Source organism: Bartonella sp. MR110HLJHH (assembly GCF_042194225.1).
Classification (GTDB): Bacteria; Pseudomonadota; Alphaproteobacteria; order Rhizobiales; family Rhizobiaceae; genus Bartonella; species Bartonella grahamii.
The window spans coordinates 77,756-103,148 of the sequence record NZ_JBHIMQ010000008.1 but is presented as its reverse complement, the minus strand read 5'-3'; the positions used below and the strand labels follow the sequence as shown (position 1 = coordinate 103,148).

The 25,393-nt window shown below is 37.7% G+C and carries 23 protein-coding genes and 1 other RNA gene; 15 read left to right on the top strand and 9 right to left on the bottom strand.

The window, feature by feature from the left end:
* From ACFIKB_RS06190 to ACFIKB_RS06170, 5 genes are all read left to right on the top strand, one after another.
* A partial coding sequence (locus ACFIKB_RS06190; protein WP_375653038.1) for a tyrosine-type recombinase/integrase occupies window positions 1-408 on the top strand: 408 nt, incomplete at its 5' end.
* Window positions 409-483: 75 nt separating this feature from the next.
* Window positions 484-1,203 (top strand): D-2-hydroxyacid dehydrogenase family protein, encoded by a 720-nt coding sequence (locus tag ACFIKB_RS06185; RefSeq protein WP_375653036.1) that lies wholly within the window; start codon window positions 484-486, stop codon window positions 1,201-1,203.
* Between the two features lie 234 nt (window positions 1,204-1,437).
* Window positions 1,438-2,646, top strand: coding sequence for an MFS transporter (locus ACFIKB_RS06180; RefSeq protein ID WP_375653035.1), 1,209 nt, complete (start codon window positions 1,438-1,440; stop codon window positions 2,644-2,646).
* Between the two features lie 326 nt (window positions 2,647-2,972).
* Window positions 2,973-3,335 (top strand): hypothetical protein, encoded by a 363-nt coding sequence (locus ACFIKB_RS06175; protein WP_375636187.1) that lies wholly within the window; start codon window positions 2,973-2,975, stop codon window positions 3,333-3,335.
* A gap of 1 nt (window position 3,336) precedes the next feature.
* Window positions 3,337-3,669: a hypothetical protein gene (locus tag ACFIKB_RS06170; protein ID WP_375644772.1), complete on the top strand. Its 333-nt coding sequence runs from the start codon at window positions 3,337-3,339 to the stop codon at window positions 3,667-3,669.
* Window positions 3,670-4,299: 630 nt separating this feature from the next.
* On the opposite strand, the gene ACFIKB_RS06165 is transcribed toward ACFIKB_RS06170, so the two are convergent.
* From ACFIKB_RS06165 to ACFIKB_RS06135, 7 genes are all read right to left on the bottom strand, one after another.
* Window positions 4,300-6,099 carry an acetolactate synthase 3 large subunit gene (locus ACFIKB_RS06165; protein WP_375653034.1) on the bottom strand — a complete coding sequence of 600 codons (1,800 nt, stop codon included), beginning with the start codon at window positions 6,097-6,099 and terminating at the stop codon, window positions 4,300-4,302.
* A 268-nt stretch (window positions 6,100-6,367) separates the two neighbouring features.
* A complete protein-coding gene (gene miaA, locus ACFIKB_RS06160) occupies window positions 6,368-7,240 on the bottom strand; it encodes a tRNA (adenosine(37)-N6)-dimethylallyltransferase MiaA (RefSeq protein WP_375636184.1) in 873 nt (290 codons plus the stop codon).
* A gap of 939 nt (window positions 7,241-8,179) precedes the next feature.
* Window positions 8,180-9,706: a Do family serine endopeptidase gene (locus ACFIKB_RS06155; protein WP_375636183.1), complete on the bottom strand. Its 1,527-nt coding sequence runs from the start codon at window positions 9,704-9,706 to the stop codon at window positions 8,180-8,182.
* A gap of 133 nt (window positions 9,707-9,839) precedes the next feature.
* Window positions 9,840-10,775 carry a protease modulator HflC gene (gene hflC / locus ACFIKB_RS06150; RefSeq protein WP_375636182.1) on the bottom strand — a complete coding sequence of 312 codons (936 nt, stop codon included), beginning with the start codon at window positions 10,773-10,775 and terminating at the stop codon, window positions 9,840-9,842.
* A 2-nt stretch (window positions 10,776-10,777) separates the two neighbouring features.
* The gene (hflK, locus tag ACFIKB_RS06145) at window positions 10,778-11,923 is read right to left on the bottom strand and encodes an FtsH protease activity modulator HflK (RefSeq protein ID WP_375636181.1); all 1,146 of its coding nucleotides are present in this window, start codon (window positions 11,921-11,923) and stop codon (window positions 10,778-10,780) included.
* Window positions 11,924-12,035: 112 nt separating this feature from the next.
* Window positions 12,036-12,545, bottom strand: a complete 510-nt coding sequence (locus ACFIKB_RS06140; protein ID WP_375636180.1) for a dihydrofolate reductase — start codon at window positions 12,543-12,545, stop codon at window positions 12,036-12,038.
* Complete coding sequence (locus ACFIKB_RS06135) at window positions 12,542-13,336, bottom strand: thymidylate synthase (RefSeq protein ID WP_015856618.1); 795 nt, start codon at window positions 13,334-13,336, stop codon at window positions 12,542-12,544. The genes ACFIKB_RS06140 and ACFIKB_RS06135 overlap by 4 nt, the downstream gene beginning before the upstream one ends.
* A 194-nt stretch (window positions 13,337-13,530) precedes the next feature.
* Here ACFIKB_RS06135 and ACFIKB_RS06130 point away from each other — a divergent pair, with 194 nt between their 5' ends.
* The 3 genes from ACFIKB_RS06130 (at window position 13,531) to ACFIKB_RS06120 (ending at window position 18,593) form a co-directional block, all read left to right on the top strand.
* Window positions 13,531-14,838, top strand: coding sequence for an MFS family transporter (locus ACFIKB_RS06130; protein ID WP_375636179.1), 1,308 nt, complete (start codon window positions 13,531-13,533; stop codon window positions 14,836-14,838).
* Window positions 14,839-15,445: 607 nt separating this feature from the next.
* Window positions 15,446-16,753: an MFS family transporter gene (locus ACFIKB_RS06125; protein ID WP_375644773.1), complete on the top strand. Its 1,308-nt coding sequence runs from the start codon at window positions 15,446-15,448 to the stop codon at window positions 16,751-16,753.
* Between the two features lie 532 nt (window positions 16,754-17,285).
* On the top strand, window positions 17,286-18,593 hold the full coding sequence (locus ACFIKB_RS06120; protein WP_375644774.1) for an MFS family transporter: 1,308 nt from the start codon (window positions 17,286-17,288) through the stop codon (window positions 18,591-18,593).
* Window positions 18,594-18,667: 74 nt separating this feature from the next.
* Here ACFIKB_RS06120 and ACFIKB_RS06115 read toward each other — a convergent pair whose 3' ends face one another.
* A complete protein-coding gene (locus tag ACFIKB_RS06115) occupies window positions 18,668-18,973 on the bottom strand; it encodes a DUF2853 family protein (protein ID WP_015856622.1) in 306 nt (101 codons plus the stop codon).
* A gap of 97 nt (window positions 18,974-19,070) precedes the next feature.
* Between ACFIKB_RS06115 and ssrA the strand changes: the two genes are divergently transcribed.
* The 5 genes from ssrA to ACFIKB_RS06090 all read left to right on the top strand — a co-directional run bounded on the left by ssrA (window position 19,071) and on the right by ACFIKB_RS06090 (window position 23,083).
* Window positions 19,071-19,427: a transfer-messenger RNA gene (gene ssrA, locus ACFIKB_RS06110) on the top strand.
* A gap of 197 nt (window positions 19,428-19,624) precedes the next feature.
* Complete coding sequence (locus tag ACFIKB_RS06105; protein WP_375636176.1) at window positions 19,625-20,170, top strand: SspB family protein; 546 nt, start codon at window positions 19,625-19,627, stop codon at window positions 20,168-20,170.
* Window positions 20,171-20,178: 8 nt separating this feature from the next.
* Window positions 20,179-20,361: a DUF4169 family protein gene (locus ACFIKB_RS06100; protein WP_375636175.1), complete on the top strand. Its 183-nt coding sequence runs from the start codon at window positions 20,179-20,181 to the stop codon at window positions 20,359-20,361.
* 10 nt (window positions 20,362-20,371) lie between these two features.
* Window positions 20,372-20,623, top strand: coding sequence for a ribbon-helix-helix domain-containing protein (locus ACFIKB_RS06095; RefSeq protein ID WP_273788067.1), 252 nt, complete (start codon window positions 20,372-20,374; stop codon window positions 20,621-20,623).
* Between the two features lie 120 nt (window positions 20,624-20,743).
* Window positions 20,744-23,083, top strand: coding sequence for an ATP-dependent helicase (locus ACFIKB_RS06090; protein WP_375653032.1), 2,340 nt, complete (start codon window positions 20,744-20,746; stop codon window positions 23,081-23,083).
* A 55-nt stretch (window positions 23,084-23,138) separates the two neighbouring features.
* On the opposite strand, the gene ACFIKB_RS06085 is transcribed toward ACFIKB_RS06090, so the two are convergent.
* On the bottom strand, window positions 23,139-23,768 hold the full coding sequence (locus tag ACFIKB_RS06085) for a DapH/DapD/GlmU-related protein (protein ID WP_375636173.1): 630 nt from the start codon (window positions 23,766-23,768) through the stop codon (window positions 23,139-23,141).
* 136 nt (window positions 23,769-23,904) lie between these two features.
* Between ACFIKB_RS06085 and ACFIKB_RS06080 the strand changes: the two genes are divergently transcribed.
* Window positions 23,905-24,486, top strand: coding sequence for an SCO family protein (locus tag ACFIKB_RS06080; protein WP_015856628.1), 582 nt, complete (start codon window positions 23,905-23,907; stop codon window positions 24,484-24,486).
* Window positions 24,487-24,513: 27 nt separating this feature from the next.
* Window positions 24,514-25,383 (top strand): 50S ribosomal protein L11 methyltransferase, encoded by an 870-nt coding sequence (locus ACFIKB_RS06075; RefSeq protein ID WP_375644776.1) that lies wholly within the window; start codon window positions 24,514-24,516, stop codon window positions 25,381-25,383.
* Window positions 25,384-25,393: the final 10 nt, after the last annotated feature.

Sequence of the window (25,393 nt, the reverse complement as noted above, 5' to 3'; positions counted from 1 at the left end):
GTACGAATTGGTTGGAAAGATGTGAAAGATAATATCATTCATCTTAAGACAGAGAAAAGTAAATTCCAAACAGATGTTTTTCTACCAATTTTGCCTGAACTAGCCGAAACCCTTAAAATTGGTCCTATTGGAAATGAAACATTCATTTGTGGTAGACGTGGAAACAAAATACCCAAAGAAAGCTTCGGGGTTTTATTTTACAAAGCATGCAATGAAGCGGGTATAAAAAAATCAGCACATGGTTTGAGAAAATTAGCAGCAACACGCGCCGCTAATTCCGGTGCAACAGTTTCACAATTGAAAGCACTTTTTGGATGGACAGACGACAACATGGCATCTCTTTATACAAAGAGTGCAGATCGTAAAAAACTTGCTCTTGAATCGATAAAAAAGCTCCAAAAAAGTTAGGGATAGGAGCAAAAAAACGTAATAGAATCAATAACCGCCCAATCCCTTACATTAAGCATAATTATTTGATTTTATTTGTACTGTATTCGCCAAACAGGCCCTATAGGTTCACATATTGATATAGAAGCTTGTAGAGACTTAGGAATTGAAATATTAGACGGTGGTGGAGATCCAACTTCTGCTGCTGAATTTGCGTGGCTCTTAATTATGTCTGCGCGTAGAAAACTCTGTAAATCTGTGTCTGATATGAAAAAAGGACGATGGCAAACAACATTTGGCAACCAAATGAAAGGGGCTACTCTTGGAATATTCGGGTTTGGGCGTATTGGTAAAATGGTTGCTCAATATGCTCAAGCTTTTGGCATGTCCATTTTGGTTTATGGGAGCGAGCGTTCAACGCAAGAAGCAAAAAATTTAGGTTATCATTTTACGCATTCAAAAGATGAATTTTTTACACGTCCTGACATTATATCCGTACATTTACGCTTAAGCGATAAAACCAGAGAAATCATTCAATTAGATGATCTATTGAGCATGAAACCTCATGCTATTTTTGTCAACACAGCGCGTTCAGCTTTGGTTGAAAAAGGGGCGATAGAAAAAATACTAAGTTTGGAAAATTCAACTTACTTTGCACTGGATGTTTATGACAGCGAGCCGGTATATGAGAGCAAATTATTGCAATCAGATAGAGCTCTTTGCACGCCGCATCTGGGCTATGTGACTGAAGAAAGCTTTGAGAATTATATTGAAAAAGCTTGCCAAAATATAGCATCTTTTATGAAGAGCGTTTAATGCCAGCTGAACCAATGTTTGTAAAATTTATCTTATATCGCTAGCCTATCAAATTTGCACGACACATAATAGCTTATTTCCTTAAATTAAGCATATTCCTTAGCTTTCATATTAATACCAATCGTATTGACAGATTTTTATGTAATCAGCATAAAATACCTGATTTATTGTTGCAATCATTATTAGAAAAAAGTCCACTTTATTGGAATACACTTTAATTGGAGGGAGAGTATAGTGAGCAATAATAAATTTATAGAAAAAAATTATTATAGATGGATTGTATTGCTTGTTGCCACTATCGCTCAAGCATCAGCCTGCTTCTTTGTTCAAGGGATTGGTCCTTTAGCTGAATTTTTTAAGAAAAATTTCTCGCTTAGTGACTCTCAGATAGGTTTGCTGTCTTCAGCAGCACAGTTCCTACCTATTATTGGGTTACTTGTAGCTGGTGAATTACTAGACAAATTTAACGAGCGCTATATTGTTGGAGTTGGCGCGGTCGGCGTTTCTGTCGCTCTTTTGTTGGGAGCAATCGCAAATAACTATATTTCTCTTTTGGTCTGTTTGCTCATTGTAGGGGGATTTTATAGTTCTGCTCAACCCGGTGGCGCTAAATCTGTTTCTTCATGGTTTCCACAATCGCAGCGCGGATTTGCAATGGGAATAAGGCAGGCGGGACTACCATTAGGTGGGGCATTAGCTGGGATAGTTCTTCCTGCTAGTGCGCTTGTTTATGGCATACAAGGTGCGTTTTTGGTCGGTGCCATAGTTTCTTTTTTAGGTGGATGTATATTTATTATTTTTTATCACTCACCAGCAAAAGTTGTAGCTATCGTTCCAAAAAGCAAGGCAAGAGTTTCGTTCTATGCAAATATAAGATCTCGTCTTGCGATGTTGGCTGCACCGCATATGAAGAATATTATTTTTTCAGGCGTTTCACTTGTGATCGTTCAATATGTTTTAACCATTTTTATAACGATCTATTTTTATAGAATCTATCACCTGTCTCTAGATAAAAGTGCTTATTTGTTTTTTGTTTTACAGGCTTCTGGTGCCTTAGGAAGAATTATTTTAGCAGCGTGGAGTGATCATTGTAGAAAAGGACGATTTTTTCCTGTCTTGTTTTGCATGATTGCAGTAATTTTTGGATTTTTAATATTAATTTTAGGCATGAGTGGATCCATAATTTATTTAACTATTTTATCTGCTTGGTTAGGTTTTTTTGGAATAGGATGGTATGGCCCTTGGGTTGCTTATATTGTAGACTCTTCGCCGAAAGAAAGCGTTGGCTTTTCTCTGGGTTTAGCAATGTCTGTAAATCAAATCGCAATTATTACTGCTCCACCATTATTTGGATTAATCCAAGATTTTACAGACACTTATTTGCTAACATGGCTGATTTTAATTTTAATTATTGTTTTTTCACTTTTCTTAATAAAAAAATAGGGAAATATAATTGGGGAAGAAATTATAATGATAAATGAAAATGCTTTTGAATTAAGCAATGTCGAAAGAGATAAACTTTGGTAGACTTTAGACCACGTTATTTATGATCCATACGGGTGTATTGAATATTCGGTTGAACTAAAAAATAGCATTTTCGCTGCTATCACATAGAATATTGACAATTCTTATGAATCAAAAGGTGTCTATTACCCCGAGACCATTTAATCTTTGAAAACCTTCCAATTGATAGACCAATTAATACGTCACCTAATCCTTATAATTTAGATGCGTCTTGTAAAAGTGGCTATATTAGCAAAAATTTAATTATGATGTTTTCTTTATTGATCGGAGAGCCTTATTCAATTAAGTTTGAAGGCGAATATATAGTAAATAACCTAGTTCCTTTAGAAGATAATAAAAAAGATTATACAGGATTAGGATCTGAAGTTGAGTTAGATTTTCATATAGAAAATGCTGCACTAAAATTTATAAAGGGTTTAAATTTATCTCCTAAAGGGATATTTTTATCTGGTGTTCGCAATGATGTTGATGGCCCGTTAACGAGAATATCTGGTGCACGTCTAGCTTTAAAACTTTTAATTGAGAAGGATTTGAGTAGCTTAAGCGATAATTTATATATAATTAATATTCCTTATAGAGGAGAAAAATGGGGTAACCTCTACAAGTAAAGTGCCCCTAGTTCAAGGGGACGGTGAATTCCCAGATATCAGCGCTGTTTTTTATCCGGGCATGTTAGAGCCACAGTCAAAAAAAGCTAAGGAAGCTTTAAATCATTTTTATGAAGCTATGAAGGCTGTATCTTTTGGAATTGATGTACAACCAAGAAGATTATTATACATTGATAACAGAATGGCTCTACACTCTAGAGATAAATTTTTTGGATCATTTGATAGTTATGAAAATCCAATGCGGTGGATTCAAAGAGTGTTTGTGTCTGTAGATTTATGGAATCATAAATATGTAGAACAAATAAAAGAAAGAATATTTAATTTTCAATGTTAATGTCCTGATAATGATACGATGTTGAGTATTATTCCGGTTTATATATATTGACTACACATCTCATATATATATAGATCTCCCCCGCATAATCAGGTGAGATTACTACCTGATTATAAGCTATGGTGGCTAATTGATTTTCTATGGCTGCATTTGATCTTCGTTATTTTTGCCCTTCCTTTCAAGCCGCTAGGGGGATTTTCCTATCAATCCCTTGAAAGAGCGATTTGGAGCAATTTCATAATGCGAAACCAAAACATAGTGACAAACTTTTCTATTGTTTTCATAGGCATGACGGTTTGCATGGTCGCACCCTTCAAGCACGGTGGCTTTTTTTCTTGCACGATGGAATCTTTCATATATGAGACAACATAATTAATTTATAACAGATAATTCAATGTATTATCTAAAAAATGCAACGAAATAGCTATTAATGTGAACATATGAATTAAAAAAACAAACATCGCGTACAAATAATAATACACCCCATGTCTTTAAACAAAGAATGAAAATCATAAAATGAGCTCTAAGGATAATAGGAACTCTCCACAAAGAAGAGACAGAGATGAAGACTTCAAAGAATTCAAAGACTTCATCATCACCATCTTTCACTATTTTGTTAACATATTAATTTTATACAAGAATCTTTCCCTCGGAAGAAACAGCATTTGCAACAGCTTCCTCGCTTGCCTCATCGGGTAATAACATCTCATTATGGGCACATCCTGATGGGATCATAGGAAAACAATTTTCTAAATGATAAACACGACAATCAAAAAGAACAGGCTTATCACTGTCAATCATCTGCTGAATTTTATCATCAAGTTCATCGGGTTTTGAACAATGAATTCCCACGGCTCCATAAGCTTGTGCCAATTTCACAAAGTCAGGCATAGATTCCGTATAAGAATGAGAAAGACGATTACCATGCAGCAATTGCTGCCACTGGCGAACCATCCCCATATACTGATTATTTAAAATGAAAATTTTTACAGGTGTGCCATGCTGAATAGCTGTTGCAAGTTCTTGAATATTCATCTGAATGGAAGCATCACCAGAAATACACACAACAAGCGCATCAGGATGGGCTATTTGAACACCTATAGCCGCCGGAAGACCATACCCCATCGTTCCAAGACCACCAGAAGTCATCCAATGTTTTGGTTCATCAAAATGATAATACTGTGCTGCCCACATCTGATGCTGTCCGACATCCGTTGTGATATAAGCACGAGCATCTTTGGTCAGTGCATAAAGCCGTTCAAGAGCATATTGTGGCATGATAACATCTTCTTTTTCCATATATGCCAATGAATTGCGTGATCTCCAGCGATTAATTTGCGTCCACCACGCCTCACGGACTTCACTATTAAACGCTGGTTGCTGTATCTTTAAGAGTTGCGTCATATCTCCTAAAACACAAGCCACATCACCAATAAGTGGAACTTCTGCTTTTACGATCTTATTAATAGAAGAAGGATCAATATCAATATGAATAATACGCGCATGAGGTGCAAATGCATCCAATCGCCCTGTGATACGATCATCAAATCGTGCTCCAACAGCCAACATGACATCACAATCATGCATGGCCATATTAGCTTCATAGGTTCCATGCATCCCAAGCATTCCAAGCCAATTTTTGCCAGAAGCGGGATAAGCACCAAGCCCCATGAGTGTTGATGTAATCGGAAAATCACCCAGTTGAACTAAATCGCGCAAAAGCTTTACAGCTTCCATCCCCGATGAAATAACACCACCACCAGAATAAATAACAGGACGCCTTGCTTCTACTAAGAGAGAAACAGCCTCTTCAATAGCCTGCGCATTCCCTTTCGATTTTGAATAAGAATGCATAAATGTCGGCACTTGAGGCGCTCTATAAATTCCTGAAGCAAATTGAACATCCTTAGGAATATCAATCAAAACCGGTCCAGGACGACCTGATTGAGCAAGAGAAAAAGCTTCATGAATAATAGCCGCAAGATCATTGACGTTTTTAACCAGCCAATTACGCTTCGTACAGGGCTTTGTAATTCCAACCGTATCAGCTTCTTGAAAGCCATTTGTTCCAATGATCGTTGTCGCTACCTGACCAGAAAAACAAACAAGAGGTATAGAATCCATAAGAGCATCTTGCAAAGGTGTAACAGCATTCGTTGCGCCTGGACCAGAAGTCACAAGCATAACACCTACCTTTCCAGTACTGCGTGCATAACCTTCAGCAGCATGCCCTGCAGCTTGTTCATGGCGCACCAAAATATGCTGGAGTGTATCTTGGTGATAGAGAACATCAAAAATAGGCAGAACAGCCCCACCAGGGTAACCAAAAATATGTTTAACCCCTTGATCTATAAGAGCCTGAACCACTATTTCAGCCCCCGACATTATTTTTCCATCTGCACTCTCTTGCTTTCTTGGATCATTTCTCATTTTTCCCACTCACCTACTTGATAGGACAATAAAAAAGCCCCTAACGGAGCCCATAAAAAAAGACCCCAAAGGAGCCCATTACACAACACACACTGTATGATCACCCCCATTATTCCAACGTATAAAATATATAAAAATTTCCTTGTAGAAAGATTTCTAATTCCATTGATACCATTCGTCAATAAAAAATTCTATTTTCTAAAAAATTCTTTTTCACGAATTATCTTTTATCTTTCGAAAGTTTCTTTACAAAGCTCTAGCTCTTTTATCAAAAAGTAAGCATCCATTCTTCATCAAATTGATTACGAAACCATGTCATTTGTCTTTTTGCATATCTCCTCGTTTGTATTTTCACCGCTTCAAGAGCATTCTCAAAGCTTCTATATCCATCCAAATAAGCTATAAATTCAGGTATACCAATAGCCTTCATTGCTGGTAATGAAGGGAAAAGCTTAAGATTCTTCATGATCATCGCCTCTTCTAAAGCTCCTCTTTCAATCATAGAATCCAAACGTTTATGAATACGTTCATAAAGCAGAGGACGTGGTGGCATAAGAAGAATTTTTTCTGCACAATCTGACGAAATCAGAGGAAGCGTTTTTTTCTTCTGCCACCAACTGAGCTTCTTACCAGTTGCCTCATAAACTTCTAAAGCACGAACAATACGTTGACCATCTTGCGAAGAAATTTTCTCAGCAAGAACAGCATCAACTTGCAACAATTGGCGGTAAAGGCTTTCAGCTCCCTCTTTATCAAGCCGAAGTCGCCATTTCTGCCGTACAGCATCTGGAATATGAGGTATTTCCGAAAGCCCTTCTAAAAGAGCACGAAAATAAAGCCCTGTTCCACCAACAAAAATAACCGATCTTAAAGAAAAAGTTGCCAATAGCTTCTCGACATCACACAACCATTGCCCTACTGAATAATTCAAAGTAGGACTCACATAGCCATAGAGATAGTGTGGAACAATCGCAATATCAGCCTCCGTAGGCCGTGCTGTTAAAATATTTAAAACATCATAAACCTGCATTGAATCAGTATTAACGATGAGAGCATTTTTTTCTTGAGCCATTTGTAAAGCAAGCGCTGACTTACCACTTGCAGTAGGCCCCGCTATTAATGTAACTGTTCTCTGTGTCATGAATAGCAATTTCTCCCAATCAATAACTTATTGCAACACACAGCCCCCCCAAAGCCCCTATGAAACTTATAAAAAAAGAAAAAATGGACTTAATAACAACACCAAAGAAATTTCCAAGCATTTTTGCTATCATAATTCAATAATAAACTACATCCATAATCATTCTGTCCGTTAGTCCATTAAAAATAAACATATTCTTTGTCATCATTTATGAAAATAATACTGAGCTTAACCTATACAATCAGACAGCTTTATTTTTTTCCTATAAAAACAACATGCTACTCCGGTTTATAATAAGAGATTCAGAAATTGTCTTCTTCACGCTCTCTTTTTTATAACTATTTTTTCATCCATCACCAAGAAAGGTATAAATATATATAACTAATTTAGTCTAATATAATTTTTCTCTAGGATAACTTTTTTCAAACTGAAGTGAAAAAAAACGTTCTCTATAGCACACAAAGTACAATCACAAAGTGCTAAAAGTCTCACTAGATAAAACATTCTTTATAATAATAATTGCACCCTTTATTTATAATAGTTGAGCGTTTTGCAATCTGAATAAGAGCTCCCAATATCATAAGATTTTCTCATTTTTATCCTTCTCATAAAGTGCCATATCAATACCATTCACTTGTGCATCAAAAGCAGAGATAAAAATTGACTTAAACACAAGACAGTGATCTCTTATGCAGCATTTCAAAGCCTAGGCTGTTGCAATATTGGGAACTAGCAAATCTATTATGGTACCAACTTATACTTTTATTTAATGCAAAAATAGAACTGCCCAACGGATTTTATGTTATACAATCCATGCTCTTTGTCGTGAAATGAGCTTGAAAAATATTGAACATCACATGGCTGAGCTACAAAATAGCCCATATACCAAGGCTGATAAAAAACAAAAAATTAATTTTTAAGCCTCAATCTATTGGGGTATCAATCCATTAGAAGCGTTACGAACCGTAACTCTCCATCTGGACGCGCTACGATGAATAGAGCATTTTTGCGTCCGGCTTCACGTAATTTATGAATCCGTTTTTTAGCTTCATCGATTGTTGTGATAGCACTCTGATTGATATCAATAATGACTTCACCAACGCGAATACGCTTTTTATCCGCTGCGCTATTTTGTGCAACAGATGTTACCACTAGTCCTCGAAGTTTATCTGAAATTGAATAACGATGACGCAAATCCTCTGTCAATTCAGATAGCGTCATTCCCATAAATTGCATTGTCACGCTTTTCGACAGATCATTATCTTTTTTATCATCAACTTCTTCTTCTATATCTTCATTTGCATCTGTTTCAATCAAACGTCCAAGCTTAACTTTTACTGTTTTTTCTTGTCCATCCCGTAAAACGGTAACATCTACCACTTTTCCTTCCGGACTTTCCGCCACTAAACGCGGCAAATCACGTGCATGCTTAATTTTTGCATTGCCAAAGAAAAGAATAACATCTCCAGTTTGTAACTGGCTATTATCTACATTATTTTCTTCCGTCTGTTCTATTTTACCAGCCACCAATGCTCCTACCGCATTGTCCAATTTTAAACTTTTTGCAATATCCTCAGTCACCGGCTGAATACGAATAGCTAACCAACCACGCCTTATTTCTCCAAAATCACGCAATTGACTAATAACAGAAAGGGCCATATCTGATGGAATAGCAAACCCAATACCGATAGATCCTCCAGAAGGTGAAACAATTGCTGTATTAATGCCAATGACTTCACCATTTCTATCAAATAACGGACCACCAGAATTGCCCCGATTAATTGCTGCATCTGTTTGAATAAAATTATCATAGGGACCAGCATTAAGATCACGGTTACGTGCAGAAATAATACCAACCGTTACACTTCCACCAAAACCATAAGGATTACCAATAGCCATAACCCAGTCACCAATACGTGCTTTTTCTGAGTCACCAAAACGCACAGCTTTTAATTTTTTACGTCCCGCATCCACTTGAAGTAGTGCCAAATCAGTTTTGCTATCCTTGCCAAGAAGCTTCGCCTTGAGTTTTGTACCATCTGTAAAATTAACTTCAATATCATCAGCATCAACAATAACATGATAATTTGTAACAATAATCCCTTTTTGCGCATCAATCACAAAACCAGACCCCAAAGAACGCACCTTTTGAAATTGACTATTTTTTTGACCATCTTTGGGTGTAAAAAAATCATTAAAATATTCCTCCAGCAATGAATCTTTGGGAATAACGGGTACCGAAGTATTTTCATCCTGTTCGGTTCCTTCAACAGTCTGTGCCGTAGAAATATTCACAACCGTCTCCAAAAGCTCAGAAGCTAAATCAGGAACAGAAAGCAATGTCTTGTTTGTCTCTGCGCCCCAAGACAAATTCACTGATCCTGATAAAAACAAAATCACACACAAAACAACTCTTGTGATAAAAGACTTCAAAAACGTATTTCTACTCACGATACTTCTATCCATGACATGCCTTTAACCAAAGCTGCAAAGAGCCTTACTCAACTTATTATGCAAAATCAGTATGGCTTAACACTCTCTTACATGCATCATAAAAAAGCAGCTATAGAGCATACTTCTCATATGAAATAGTATACATCTATTCTCCACCAGACTTTGAATCAGTTTTGCTCAAACTAGGACTCATTGTTGATGAAAGCTTTTTCTTTACTTGCAGGGGATTTTGAAAATAAAAAAAGAAATCCTCATTTGGTGAAATGACCATCGAAACTCTTTCTAAATTCTTATACTGTTCCATCGCTAACCAAAAATCGTAAAAAGATGGATTAGCTTCCCGCGCATTTAATAAAATGCGAATACTTTCGGCTTGTCCTTCACCGCGAGTAATTTCAGCATCACGCTTTGCGGCTGCCACAATTTCCTCATATTCACGATTTGCTTCTGCCACAATACGATCTCGTTCTTGTTGACCACGAGCCCGGATATTTTCCGCAACAGCCTCCCGTTCAGCAGCCATTTGTCGATAAACATCTTCTGAAACAGCATCCGTTAAATCGGTTTTTCGAATACGCACATCAACAATCGTAATACCCAGCGAACCTGCATCTATAGAAAATTGCCGTTGCACCTCAGCCATCATTGCGCCTCGTTCATCCGATAAGGCAGCTTTAAATTCTCGCTTACCATAAACAGCACGCAAAGCGTCAATAAACCGTGGTGCAAGATTTTCACGTGCCGCAATTTGCGGACGCCCTGAAGCAATACGCTGTAAAAACAATTTAGGATCCGTAATACGATAAATAAAGAACGCATCCACTTCGTAATAAGCACCCCCACGAACTTGTACCGATTGCGTAGGAACATCATAACGCAACAAGCGATTATCCACCACAATCATCTTATCCACAAAGGGCATTTTCGAATAAATTCCAGGATTAGACTCGACCTTAACGATTTGACCAAAACGCTTAATTGCCACTTGTTGACGAGGATAGACAATAAAAAGTGACATCCACAAAATGATCAAAAGAAACATTATGGTACTAAAAATAAACAAAAAACGAGACTGCTGCATTATTAGCGTCCTCCAGAAATATGAGCATCCAAGAGCGATGTCGAACGTGCTGATTTCGCTTTTGCTTTTTCTGATAAATTGTTACCCAGCAATTCGTTCAAAGGAAGATAAGGCACCGCTGGAGAATTAATTTGATCAAGAACCAATTTATTTGGTGAAGAGAAAATACGCCCCATCGTTTCCATATAAAGACGATAACGCGCAGCCTCTGGTGATATTGCCGCCTCACGGGCTATAGCCTGAAAACGTTCAGCACGCCCGCGTGCCTCTTCAACCATTTGTGCTTTTTCACCTTTTGCGATTTCCCGTGTACGTGAAGCTTCACCATTTGCTAAACCAATCTTCGTAAAACGCACACGATTTCCTTCTTCAATCATTCGTCCACGTTCCTGCTCTGCCTGCTGAACAGAATTAAACGCAGCAGCAACCTTTGTCGGAGGAGCAGCTTCACTAATCGATACACGGCTTATTTCGACACCGAGTTGATATTTATCGACAGTCAACTGGGTAATCTTTCGCACATCGTTAGCAACTTCCTCTTTTTTATCGCGTAAAACATCATCAACAGGTCTGGAACCAATAACCTCGCGCATTGCACTTTCAGCAACCTGACGAACTGTCCCTTCTTGATCATTCACATTGAATAAAAATTGTCCTGGATGTGAAATGCGATAGTAAACAGAAAAATTGACATTAACAATATTTTGATCACTAGACAGCATCAAACCTTCACTTTGTTGTCTCTGTCCAGTCTGTCCACCAATTGCAATTGTTTTTTCAGTTAAAGGCACTTTCATATAGGTCTCAATTGGCCAAAAGTGAAAATGCAATCCATCCCCGATAATTCCCGCCTTAGGCACACCAAAACGCAATTCCACTGCTTGCTCATTTTGTTGGACGATATAAAGTGATTGATAGAGCAAAAAACACACAGCAAGCAGAAGGAACAAAACAACAATTCCCCCTCTACTAAATTGTTTAAACTGATCCTTCCCTTTACGCAAAATATCATCAAAATTGGGACCATTTCCGCCCCCATTATTGCCACCAGAACCAAAAAGATTCTTAGTCGATGTTTTTTTGTCACCACTGTTCTTGTTTTTATCGCCACTCCACGGGCCACCACCATTTTGATTTGTCCAGGGCATTATCACCTCTTTAACTGACTACCATTCATTCAAATACCAACCATTCAATTGGATCTTATAGGGATTATCTTATCTCATTACAATACAACTGACAGGTTCTTTTCACTTATGATTATTTTCGTTCATAAACCACAAAACGTGTCGGATGACTATCTTTTTCTCCTTTTGGAATATCTTGTGTTTCTACAATAGTCCATTTTTCTTTATCAAAAACAGGAAAAAAACTATCACCTTCTATAGAAGCTAAAACTTCTGTAAGGAATATTTTATCAGCCATATGCAACCCTTGTTGAAAAATTTCACCACCCCCAATAATAAAAACTGCATCTGCACCATTTTGAGAAGCCACACTTTTTGCAATAGAACAGGCTTGCGACAAAGAATGAGCAATAACAGCGCCTTCAGCCGTGAATACACAATTACGGGTAATAACAATATTTGTACGCCCTAGTAAAGGACGCCCAAGAGAATCCCATGTTTTTCGCCCCATAATAATGGGGTTACCAAAAGTCAAAGCTTTAAAGCGTTGCAAATCCGTGGATAAATGCCAAGGCATCGCACCTTCACGACCTATAACACCATTTTCTGCAACAGCTGCAATTAAACAAACTGGAAAAGTCATACTGCTACCGGTGCCTTAATATGTGGCTGCGCTTCATAATTAAGCAATTCAAAATCCTCAAATTTAAAAGAAAAAAGATCTGTTACCGCTGAATTTATAAGCATCAACGGCAAAGCATTTGGTATACGAGACAACTGGTATCTTGCCTGTTCAAAATGGTTAGAATAAAGATGAGCGTCACCCAGAGTATGAATAAAGTCTCCTGCTTTAAGTCCACTTACTTGGGCAATCATCATCGTCAACAACGCATACGAAGCAATATTAAACGGAACACCTAAGAAAATATCTGCTGAACGCTGATAAAGCTGGCAGGATAGCTTCCCATCAGCAACATAAAATTGAAAAAAACAATGACAAGGAGGCAAAGCCATCTCCTCTATCAGTGCGGGGTTCCAAGCAGATACAATTAAGCGACGAGAATCAGGCGTTTCTTTAATCATCGTCAAAAGATGACTGATTTGATCAATATGCCGTCCATCGGGAGCAGGCCAAGAGCGCCACTGATAACCATAAATAGGACCAAGGTTCCCTTTCTCATCAGCCCACTCATCCCAAATTGACACACCATGTTCCTTCAACCATGCAATATTTGTATCACCTCTCAAAAACCACAAAAGCTCATAAATGATCGAGCGCAAATGCAATTTCTTCGTTGTTAACAGAGGAAAGCCAGCCTGCAAATCAAACCGCATTTGATACCCAAAAATTGATCGTGTCCCCACACCGGTTCGATCTGTACGATCAATGCCGTTATTTAAAACATGCGATAAAAGATCAAGATAGATTTTCATATAAATATTATGGTTGATTCTTAACGTTACAGAAAATATAAACTTCAAAATTTATAAAAATACAATTCAAAAAAATCCTCCTCCCAAACATCTTTTATAGGAAATCATTATTATACGATTGCATTTTGATGAATCAAATCGTAAATAAATTTTAAAAGAAACAAGTTAGGTATGATCATAAAAGGGATAAATTTATGGAGAATGAACCAACTTTAGCACCACATGATACAAGAAAACGTATCTGGGCTATCGTGTCCAGTGCATCAGGTAATCTAGTAGAATGGTATGACTTTTATGTTTATTCCTTTACATCCATTTACTTTGCATCACAATTTTTTCCCTCAGAAGGCAATGTCGTTACGCAACTTTTAATGGCTGCTGGTGTCTTTGCTATTGGTTTTCTTATGCGCCCAATCGGCGGATGGCTTTTTGGCTTCATTGCCGATCGTTACGGACGCAAACGCTCAATGCTTATCTCTGTTTTTATGATGTGTGGTGGTTCGTTCTTAATCGCCCTACTTCCTACCTATGAAACCATTGGAGTAGCAGCAGGAATTCTTTTACTTTTACTCAGAATGCTTCAGGGGCTTTCTGTCGGTGGTGAATATGGTACAACAGCAACTTATATGAGCGAAATCGCCCTCAAAAATCGCCGAGGATTTTTTAGCTCTTTCCAATACACCACACTGATTGGTGGTCAGCTTCTAGCCAGTCTTGTTATATTCATTTTAGCGCTTTATCTCACTGAAGATCAGCTAAAAGCATGGGGTTGGCGTATTCCATTTGCCATTGGTGGACTAGGAGCAATTGTTGCGATTTATCTACGCCGCACGCTCCATGAGACAACGACCAAAGAAAGTCGTTCTAGTGCACAAGCTGGTAGTATTAGAGGACTTCTAAGCAACCACCGAAAAGCTTTTTTTCTAGTTATCGGCTTTACCGCTGGAGGATCGCTCACATTCTACACCTATACGACTTACATGCAGAAATATCTGATTACAACCACCGGCTTTGATAAACATACAGCCACAACTGTGATGACTGCTGCACTCTTTGTTTTCATGTTACTTCAACCTGCATTTGGTTTTATGGCTGATAAAATTGGAACAAGAACTTCACTCCTTATTTGGAGTGTCTTATCCATTATCTTTACCATTCCTGGACTTAATGTGATTGGTAGTACTGATAATACATGGATTGCTTTATCAGTCATTATTGGAATGCTCTGCATTATGAGCTTTTACACGTCCATCTCTGGCATTGTAAAATCAGAAATGTTTCCCGCTTCAGTACGAGCAATAGGAGTTGGGCTCTCTTATGCTATTGCCAACGCACTGTTTGGCGGTTCTGCTGAATATGTCGCGCTTGGATTAAAAGATCTTGGATATGAATCTGTCTTCTATTTTTATATAACTGGCATGATGATTATTGCATTCATTTCTGTTCTCTTAATGCCCGATGCCCGGAAAGAGGGTTATCTTCAAGGTGATAGTATCCATTAAATTTTCTAAACTAAATCAAGAATCCCGATTTTTCGGGCTTCTTGATTATGATAATACTGTAAAATCAATATTTACAACTTATTATAGACACGCCTTTCATAGCATAAACATCTCTCGTATCATAAAGAAGCGGTATCCTCTTCTTTGATATAAACCATGATGAATAAATTATCCCACATCATAACCGTATATTTTTCATGATCCCAATAAATCCAGTATACTTAGCTTTAAAAACATCAGATCTGTTTTAATTAAGGTCCTCTTTTCTTTATCAAAAATAAGCAAAATATCGTTTCCTTATTTGTCTAATAATAGAAATTAAACCGCATCTATTATCACCAATCAATCCTCTCTCAACACCCCTTTCTGATCTGGATGATCAATGACACCGTTAAAGATACAATAAAAATCAAAACATACCTTCCTATAAAAATATGAGTACCGTTTTTGTTCTATGACAAAAATAAAAACTGCAAACATCATGGAAATAAGCCACTTCCACCCCCCTTTTTTTAAGAAACATCGCAATATGATTGAATTTTTATGGCGTAAACTGTAAACAACTTTAAAGAGAAGAAAAGTTATAAATCTAAAAGGGGAATACTTCATGAATAATCAAACAACTTTAGATCCACATGATACAAGGAAACGTATTTTTGCTATCATATCCAGTGCATCAGGAAATCTGGTAGAATGGTACGACTTTTATGCTTACTCCTTTGCATCGGTTTATTTTGCATCACAATTTTTTCCTGAAGATGAAGATATCGTTACACAACTTTTAAAAACTGCAGGAATCTTTTTTATTGGCTTTCTTATGCGTCCAATTGGAGCATGGCTCTTTGGATTCGTTGCGGATCGTTATGGACGTAAACGCTCAATGCTTATTTCTGTTTTTATGATGTGTGGTGGCTCTTTTCTCATTGCCATACTTCCCACTTATAAAACCTTGGGAATAACAGCAGCATTTCTCCTCCTTTTAGTCCGCATGTTTCAAGGACTTTCCGTTGGCGGTGAATATGGTACAGCAGCAACTTATATGAGCGAAGTTGCACCCAAAAATCGTCGTGGACTCTTTGCTTCTTTTCAATATGCAACAACGATCACAGGTCAACTTCTCGCAAGTTTTATAATATTTATTTTATCCCTTTACCTTACTGAAGATCAGTTAAAAGCATGGGGCTGGCGTATTCCTTTTGTCATTGGTGGCTTTGGAGCAATTGTTGCAATTTATCTGCGTAGTTTGCTCCATGAAACAACAACCCACAAAAGCCGCTCTGAACAACATGCTGGTAGTCTTAGAGAACTTTTTCGCAATCATAAAAAAGCTTTCTTTTTGGTTGTTGGCTTTACAGCTGGTGGATCACTCACATTTTATACATACACCACTTATATGCAAAAATATCTGATCACAACCACGGGTTTTGATAAACAAACCGCAACAACGATAATGACTGCCGCCCTCTTTATTTTTGTGCTACTCCAACCCCTTTTTGGTTTCATAGCCGATAAAATTGGAGCAAGAGCTTCACTCATTAGTTGGAGTACCTTATCCATTATCTGCACCATTCCTGTACTTAAAATGATTGGGAATGCCCATAATGCATGGGCAGCACTCTTAATCATCATTGGAATACTCTGTGTTATGAGTTTTTATACGTCCATTGCTGGTATCATAAAAGCAGAATTGTTCCCAGCCTCAATCCGCGCAATTGGTGTTGGATTTGCTTTTGCCATTGGGAATGCACTATTTGGCGGTTCTGCTGAATATGTAGCGCTTGGATTAAAAAATATGGGATACGAATCTGTTTTCTTTTTTTACATAGTTGGTATGATGATCATTGCACTCATCTCAATTCTCTTGATGCCAGATATAGACAAAGGAGGATATCTTAAAGACAATGATATCTATTAAATTTTCTATACAAAATAAAAAAGCCCAAGCAATTGGGCTTTTTTATAATGGATGTATAAATATTCAATAAAAGAAGCAAATAATATAAAATCCATTCACTTCTTATAGCTCACCCTACAGGAAAAAATGCTGTACTCCTCTATAAGGTGAAGAATACATGTATAAGAATCTGTATTGTTTAGATATTTATCAAATGGTTAGTATCTAAATAATAAAAAATTATACAACTTTTCTGCACTCTCCAAACATCCTATCAGCAACTTTTAAAACAGCCATTTAAGCACTTTTTTACCAACATTTCATCCAGCTTAAACCTACTTTTCAACACGCTCCCCTTTTAGATTCGATGTGATGATCTTTATCCGCCTACAAAAAGAAAACGCTCAAAAGGCATAATCCTATAACCAAAATAAGCCCTCTCATATAGCTTTCATAAGAAATTATTATTATACTAACTGAGTTTTGGCGATACAAATCGTAAAAAACTTTAAATAAAAAAATATAAACTACAGATCTAAAAGGGGAGCACTTCATGAAAAATGAAACAACTTTAGTACAACATGATACAAGAAAACGTATCTTCGCTATCATATCTAGCGCATCAGGAAATCTAGTAGAGTGGTATGATTTTTACGTTTACTCATTTGCTTCTATTTACTTTGCACCACAATTTTTCCCTTCAGATGGCGATGTTGTTACCCAATTTTTTAAAACTGCAGGAATCTTCTTTATTGGTTTTCTTATGCGCCCAATTGGAAGTTGGCTTTTTGGCTTTATTGCTGATCGTTATGGACGAAAAAACTCGATGCTCATATCTATTCTTATGATGTGTGGGGGCTCTTTTCTCATTGCCATACTTCCCACTTATGAAACTTTAGGGAGAACTGCAGCAATTCTTCTTCTCCTAATCCGTATGATGCAGGGACTTTCAGCAGGTGGTGAATATGGTACAGCTGCAACTTATATAAGCGAAGTTTCCCTTAAAAAACACCGCGGTCTCTTCGCTTCTTTCCAATCTGGTACGCTTATTACTGGTCAACTTTTAGCCAGTTTTATTATATTTATTCTGGCACTTTATCTAACGGAAGACCAATTAAGAACATGGGGCTGGCGTATTCCATTTGCTATTGGTGGATTGGGAGCATTCGTCGTACTTTATCTACGTCGTTCACTTCATGAAACAACCACCAAAGAAAGCCGCTCTCAAAAACACACTGGGAGTCTTAAAGAGCTTCTAAGCAAACACACAAAAGCATTTTTTGTGATTGTTCTCTTCGCCTCTGGAGGATCTCTCACATTTTACACTTGTACGACTTATATGCAGAAATATCTGATCACAACTACCGGTTTTGATAAACATACCGCTACAACTGTAATGACCGCGGCACTCTTTATTTTCATATTACTCCAACCCATATTTGGTATCCTAGCTGATAAAATTGGGACAAGAACTTTACTTATCCTTTGGAGTGCACTCTCTACTCTCTTTACAATTCCTGGACTTCTTATAATCGGTCACGCACATAATCCATGGATTGCGCTATCAGCCATTATTGGAATACTCTGTATTATGAGCATGTATACATCCATCTCTGGTGTCGTAAAATCAGCAATGTTTCCCTCTTCAGTACGAGCACTGGGAGTTGGTCTCTCTCATGCTATTGGCAATGCATTATTTGGTGGTTCTGCCGAATACGTAGCACTTGGATTAAAAAATATAGGACATGAATCACTGTTTTATTTTTACGTAATCGGCGTAATGATCATTGCATTCATTGCCACCCTCTTTATACCGGATATGAGCAAAGGAGGATATCTTCAAGAAAACGAAACCGATTAAACCTTCGATGCTAAACAAAAAAGCCCAAAGAATTTTGGGCTTTTTTATTGAGCAAAATTGAATTTTAAAATTGTTTAAATTTTATCAAGTGCGTTTAATTGTTTAGCTACCAAATAATAGAAAGTCATACGACTTTTTCTGCGATCTCCAGACATCATTTCTGCAACTTTTGACACAGCCATTTTAGCCCTCTGCTCATCCGCGCCTAATACATCTTGAACCCATTTTTCAACGCGTTCTAACTCTTTTGGATCCGATGTAGCAACAAGCGCTGCATCCTGCTTTTTCATCACCAAAGCTAAACGACGGCTAAGCCGTTCTACTGCTGCTTCATCGGGGTTTGAATCATATAGTTTAATATCTGCTAGATTATTGGTCATTTTGCATCATCTCCTCTCCAAAAATGAGCGGCCTATACTTTACAGCCGCATCATATAGCTCCATAAATAATTAGAGGATTAAAAATATTAACAACCCCCCCTTTTCCTAAGACTGTTCTTCATCTATATTTAAGGAGCTGGTTTACCAGCTATGGTAATAAATGGACAATGAAATAAACTCATTGGACCCGGGGGCGGTACCCGGCGCCTCCACCAAAATATAAGAGACCAAAGTTATATTTTGGTGGGGGCGAAATAGGATCGACAAGGGCGTAAAGATTGCTCTTTTACTCGGCATAGTACCACCGTTATCGGACTAAATGAGTAGTTGCAAATGACAACTATGCGGAAGCACGTCTCGCTGCTTAATGCAGTGCGAATGTTTCAATTTAAGTCTTAAACCGTCGCAGGTTTAAGCGGGGTTCGGAGGCACCTGGCAACAGAAGCCTTCATTTTTTTAAATGTTATTGATTGATCTTTCAGACATTATCAGACATTATTTACCATAGAGTTTCGTTTTTATTCGATTTATTGAGGTGCATCGTAGACAAAATACTGCTAATTTTAAAATATATTCTATCACACAATATCAATACGCCCCATTATCAATACGCTCCATTCTGCTACGTGAAATAAAAGGAATAAACTTCGATGGTTAAAGATCAAATCCGTTACGATATTCTCGTTCAGGATGCGCTTCGTGGAGTTATCCGTAAAGTTTTATCGGAAGTTAGCAAAGCAGGTCTTCCGGGAAATCATCATTTTTTTATAACTTTTTTGACGAATACCCCAGGTGTTAAAATTTCTCCTCGGCTAAAAAATCGCTATCCTGAGCAAATGACAATCGTCTTACAACATCAGTTTAGAGATCTCAGTGTTTCAGAAACAGCTTTCGAAGTAACCCTCTCCTTCAGGGAAATAACCGAAAAGCTCGTGATTCCTTTTACTTCTATTCAGGTCTTTTATGATCCTGTAGCAGCATTTGAAGCAGCATTTGATCTGCCCTCAAATCTTACCTCTGGAGAAAGTGAAAATTCAGAAAATACCTCAACTACGCCCATTACCTTATCAAACACACAAAAAAAAGAAAATACGCTTACAAAAGAACAAAATTTCAGTACAAATAAAGAATCTTCAAATAGCGATACAAAACAAAGTGCTGATGTTGTCTCTTTAGATTCTTTTCGGAAAAAATAAATTTTCTCATGACTGAATTGATTAATCTTCGCCGATTTCGAAAACAAAAAAAACGTATAGAAAAATCTCTTCGTGCTGAGCAAAATCGTTATCGTTTTGGACGAACAAAAACTGAAAAATTTTTTGAGCAACAAAAATCTTTAAAAACGCAAAAATTTCTTGATCAAAATCGTTTACGAAACGACGAATAAAGGTGGAAAAATGCACGAAAATAATTCTATCGATTGGTCAAAAGTCATTCCACGAAAAATATCTGTTCGCGTTGATGGGCACGCAACAAGCGTCTCTTTAGAACCGCCATTTTTAGATATTCTAAAAGATATAGCCCGCAAAAAAGGACAATCTTTAGCCTTTATTATCACTGATATTGATAGCAAAAGACCACAACAAGTCAATCTTTCGGCTTCTTTACGCGTTTATGCCCTTCAAAGCGTTCTCACCCAACGCCTTTAATGTTTATGCTTATTTTTTACGTTCTCTTTTTGTTTATTCAACTGAAGCTGTTGTGACTTTTTTTAGAGAAGTTTTTTTAATCTAGAACTTCAATGAAAAAAAGACTACAAAAGAGATATAATGAGTAATTTTTCTGATCACAACATACCTTTCTTTGAAGAAGATTCCCCTCCAGACCATGATAAAAAGAGCTCTGGTTTTTCCTCCCATACTCTAAAAGAACAAAAATCATATAACACAGACTATTTAAAACAACTCAATCCAGAACAGCAACAAGCTGTTATGAATACTGAGGGACCTCTTTTAGTTCTTGCAGGTGCTGGTACAGGAAAAACGCGCGTTTTAACAACCCGTATTTCTCATATTTTACGCTCTGGGCTTGCCTCTCCTCAGCAAATACTTGCTGTTACTTTCACCAACAAAGCAGCACGTGAAATGAAAATACGTATTGGTGAACTTATTGGAGGAGTTGTTGAAGGTATGCCTTGGCTTGGAACTTTTCACTCCACTGGTGCTAAAATTTTACGCCGTCACGCAGAGCTTGTTGGTTTAAAAAGAAACTTTACAATTCTCGATAGCGATGATGTTCTTCGACTTTTAAAACAGCTTATTCAAGCTGAGGGACTAGACGATAAGCGTTGGCCCGCACGAAACCTTGCCATGATGATTGATTCTTGGAAAAATCAAGGACTTTCACCAGAACATATCTCAAAAAGTGATGCTCATTCCTTTGGCAACGGCATGGGACGCAAACTTTATCACAGTTATCAAAATCGATTAAAAGATCTTAATGCTTGTGATTTTGGTGATCTTCTGCTTCATTCTATCTCTATCTTCCAACATAATCCAGATATTCTTCGCGAATACCATTCTCAATTTCGCTATATTCTTGTCGATGAATACCAAGATACAAATACAGCACAATATCTTTGGCTTCGCCTTTTGGCACAACATCCCCAAGGTCAACATATTAATCTTTGTTGTGTTGGCGATGATGATCAATCCATTTATGGATGGCGTGGTGCAAAAGTCGAGAATATATTACGTTTTGAAAAAGATTTTCCTTCTGCCAAAATTATTCGTCTAGAACGTAATTATCGCTCAACATCCCATATTCTTAAAACCGCCTCCCATCTCATTGCTCATAATGAAGAAAGACTGGGCAAAGTCCTTTTTTCTGCACAAATAAAGAGTGAGGAAGAAAAAGTAAAAATTCATTCAGCATGGGATTCGCAAGAAGAGGCCCGTGCCATCGGAGAAGAAATTGAACAAGCACAACAAACAGGTCATGCATTAAATCATATGGCTATATTGGTGCGTGCATCATTCCAAATGCGTGAATTTGAAGATCGCTTTGTAACGCTTGGTCTTAACTACCGCGTCATTGGTGGTCCTCGTTTTTATGAACGAATGGAAATACGTGATGCTATGGCTTATTTACGCGTTGTTGTCCAACCTGCTGATGATTTAGCTTTTGAGCGTGTTATTAATACACCGAAACGCGGCATAGGCGATGCAACCCTGCGCATTCTTTATGAGAGTGCGCGAGCACGTGCTGTTCCTCTCTTTTCTGCAGCCGCTGACATCATTGAAACAGATGAGTTAAAGCCTAAGGCACGCAGTGCGTTACGAAGCCTTATTGAAAACTTCCGCCGCTGGCAAAATATGCTTCAAGATACTCCTCATAAAGAACTTGCCGAGATTATCCTTGATGATTCTGGTTATACAACCATGTGGTTAGAAGATCGCTCACCAGAGGCTCCTACACGACTAGAAAATCTTAAAGAAATGATCCGTTCCATGGAACAATTTGAAAATCTTCAAAGTTTTTTGGAACATGTTGCACTCGTTATGGATGCTGAAAACAATGAAAATACCGATGCAGTCAACATCATGACACTTCATTCAGCCAAAGGACTTGAATTTGAAACAGTTTTTCTTCCTGGCTGGGAAGAAGGACTTTTTCCCCATCAGCGCTCATTAGATGAAGGTGGACGTTCAGGATTAGAAGAAGAACGGCGTCTTGCTTATGTTGGACTCACAAGAGCAAAAAAACACCTGCATATATGGTTTGTATCTAATCGTAGAATTCATGGACTTTGGCAATCTACTCTTCCCTCCCGCTTTCTAGATGAATTACCAGCAGAACATATAGAAGCCATAGCAATGGAAACATCTTATGGTGGTTATGGAAAATCTTCCTTTCAAAATCACGATTCCTGTTATACTGGCTATGCAACAGCAAGACAAAAGCATGCACAAAAAAACAAGACGATTGAAGGGAAAATTATCGCTCAATCAATCTCTCATGCATCATCAGATTTTTCCATCAATGATCGGATTTTTCACATAAAATTTGGTTATGGTCATATTACAGCAATAGACGATCATAAATTGACAATAATGTTTGAAAAAGCCGGAGAAAAGCGTGTACTGGATAATTTTGTCAACAAAGCTTAACTAAAAGCAAACCACGATCAGTTTTTGCAAGAGACCATTTTGTTTATTCTGATTATCATTTCCATTTGCGAACAAAAACTTCAATGGGTAAATTTTGCATATCAGGCAATGCATCGTAAATTTTATCAAGCGACCAATCCCACCAAGCCATCTCCAAAAGGCATTCTATGACATGATTGGGAAAACGCATCCGCAACCGTTTAGCAGGAACACCAGCGACAACCGCATAAGGCATAACATCTTTCGTTATAACAGCGTTAGCACCAATAATTGCTCCATGTCCAACTGTCACCCCAGGCATAATAACCGCGCCATATCCAATCCACACATCATGCCCAATAATAACACGTTTTGCACAACGCCTTTCGCGAAAAGAACGATCAAGAGCCATATAACGAAAATATTCGTTTGGACGATAGGTTATTTTATGCGTTGAAACGCGCTCCATAGGATGCTCCAACGCATTCATCCGTACATGAGATGCAATAGAACAAAAACGCCCAATATCGCTATAAATAGCCTCACTATTACGTTCTAAATAAGAAAAATCTCCAACGGTTACATCCCGTAAAATCACCCGCTCATTAATTTCCACATAGCGCCCTAATTTACAACCATGCAGCCGTGCTGTCGTATGGATACGAGGCTCACTTTCATGAAATCGAAGATCGTTCTCAATATTCATGCATCCCTCACCAATGTTTCATCAATAGATATGGAAAGACATACCAATCAAGCCAATAAAATCAACCATGAAACAGAGATTGCAAAACAAACCTGCCGATGTTACAATTTCTTGATCTATCTAAGAGAGTCAAACTATGAAAAATGTAATACGCATCTTGGGGCTGACAATCATATTTCTTGCAGGTATTTTTATTTATGATGCGCTGACAAATAAGCCTTTAGGTGATAATTTTACACTCACTGATTCTAATGGAAAAAATATCACTGAGGCTGATATTCGAAGCAAGCCTTCAATAGTTTTTTTCGGTTTCACTATGTGTCCTGAAATCTGCCCTACGACATTGATGAATCTTGATCGATGGCTTACAGCCCTTGGACCCAATGCCGATAAATTAGGCATATGGTTTGTTACTGTTGACCCTGAACGTGATACACCAGAAGTGCTCCATGAATATCTCAGTAATTTTAACAATAAAATCATGGGTATCAGTGGAGATCCTGATAAAGTTCATAAAATGGTCAATTCCTTTAACATCGTTGCTGAAAAAGTCCCTGGAACAGATGGAAACTATACATATAACCATACAGCAGCAATTTTTTTACTCAAAAAAGGTGGAAAATTAGCTGGCGTTATCCGTTATGACACGAAAGAAAGCGATAGCGAATTAAAAGATGAAATCGCCATTGAACGGTTAAAAAAACTCATCTTAAACTAAAAAAAGCCGATCAAAAGAAAGAACAGCATGTCGCAACAAATTCGCCTCTATTATACTGCTTCTAAAAATGAAGCAGAACGGTTCTATACCCTTATAGACACAGCCTTTGACGAAGAAGGTTATCCTCTTGCTCTTACAGAGATAGATGAACAAAATGCTGTATATGAACTTTCACTCTATGTAGACCAAGAAAACTACGAGCATATTTCGAAACGTTTTGCCCAAATCCTTTCTATAGATCCTAATAAAATTAACAGTGAAATTTTACCCAACATTGATTGGGTACAAAAAAGCCTAGAAGGACTAAAACCTGTGCAAGCCGGTCCTTTTTTTCTTCATGGAAGTCACAACCGAAACGCCATTCCAGCCAATGTTCTTCCTATTGAAATTGAAGCAAATCAAGCTTTTGGCACCGGACATCATGGAACAACAGCTGGTTGTTTAGAAATGATTGCCAAAGTGATGGAACATGAAAATCCCCAAAATGCACTTGATCTTGGTACCGGCAGTGGGGTACTCGCCATCGGCATCGCAATGCTCAAACCTATTGCTATACTTGCATCTGATATTGATCCAATCGCTATTCAAGTTACACAACACAATATCCAGCTCAATGGCGTAAAAAAATATATCACAGCTGTCACAGCAACAGATTTTGCCCATGATGAAATTGCTTCACGTGCTCCCTTTGATCTTATTGTTGCCAATATCCTTGCCAATCCTCTTATCGCACTTGCACAAGAAATGGTAAAGGCACTCCAAAAAGGTGGATCACTGATACTCTCTGGAGTTCTTGAAGAACAACATGCAGATGTTTTAAAGGCTTATGTAAAACAAGGGCTGAAACACATTGAAACATACCACCGTCAAGGATGGGTTACGATACATCTGAAATAAAGTAAAAGAA